The organism is Streptomyces africanus (assembly GCF_002150735.1).
GTDB lineage: Bacteria > Actinomycetota > Actinomycetes > Streptomycetales > Streptomycetaceae > Streptomyces > Streptomyces africanus.
Genome location: NZ_MUKA01000572.1, coordinates 1 through 852 on the forward strand (window position 1 = coordinate 1; position 852 = coordinate 852).

1 pseudogene is annotated in these 852 nt (G+C 74.2%); it reads left to right on the top strand.

Features of this window, described 5'->3' with window-relative positions:
- Positions 1 to 852 (top strand): annotated as a pseudogene (locus tag CCL05_RS42195) (phage tail protein); the annotation flags it as partial.

Below are 852 nucleotides of genomic sequence, written 5' to 3' on the forward strand. Positions count from 1 at the left end.
CCGCGTCACCAGCTTCACCGAGTTCGAGCGCCGCTTCGGGGGATTGAGCGCCCAGAGCGCCGTCGGCTACGCCGTTCACCAGTTCTTCGGCAACGGCGGCACCGTCGCCGTGATCGTCCGGGTCGCCCGGGCCGGCAGCGGCCGGGCCGCCTGCGTCACGCTGGAGTCCACCGAGGGCCACAGCGAGTGCGACGTCCTCAAGGTGCACGCCAAGGAACCCGGCGTGTGGGGCAACGGCCTGCGCGTCGCCGTCGACTACGACACGCCCCGCCCCGACGAGACCTTCAACCTGCGCGTCCACGACGCCAAGGGCGAGGCCCGCGAGAGCTACACCGGCCTGTCCACGGACCCGTCCCACGGCCGGTACGTGCAGACCGTCGTCAACGCCGGCTCCCGGCTGATCCGCGTCGAGGTCGTCGGCGAGGGCCGCCCCGACCNNACCCCGACTGCGACGGCGAGGCCCCGACGTCCGTCGCCGAGCTGGCGCTGCTGCTGGAGCGCAAGCTGCGCGCCCTGCCCGACGCGCCCGGCAAGCACGCCTTCGCGGGCGCCGAGGTCACCGCCTTCGGCCGGCGGATCCAGGTCGTCGCGGGCTCCACCGACCCCGAGGACGTCGTCCGCTTCCTCGGCGAGTGCGCCAACGACCTGGGCCTGGAGGCCTCGGTCAACCCGCCCGTCTTCCCGCTGGAGGGCGGCGAGGACGGCGNNCGAGAAGACGGAGGACGCCGTCACCGTCGTCTCGGCCGCCCAGCGGCTGTGCCAGGAACGGCGGATCTTCCTCCTGGTCGACGCGCCGGGCACCTGGGTCAGCGTCGACACCGCACGGGCCGGGCTCGCCGCCTTCGACGCCGT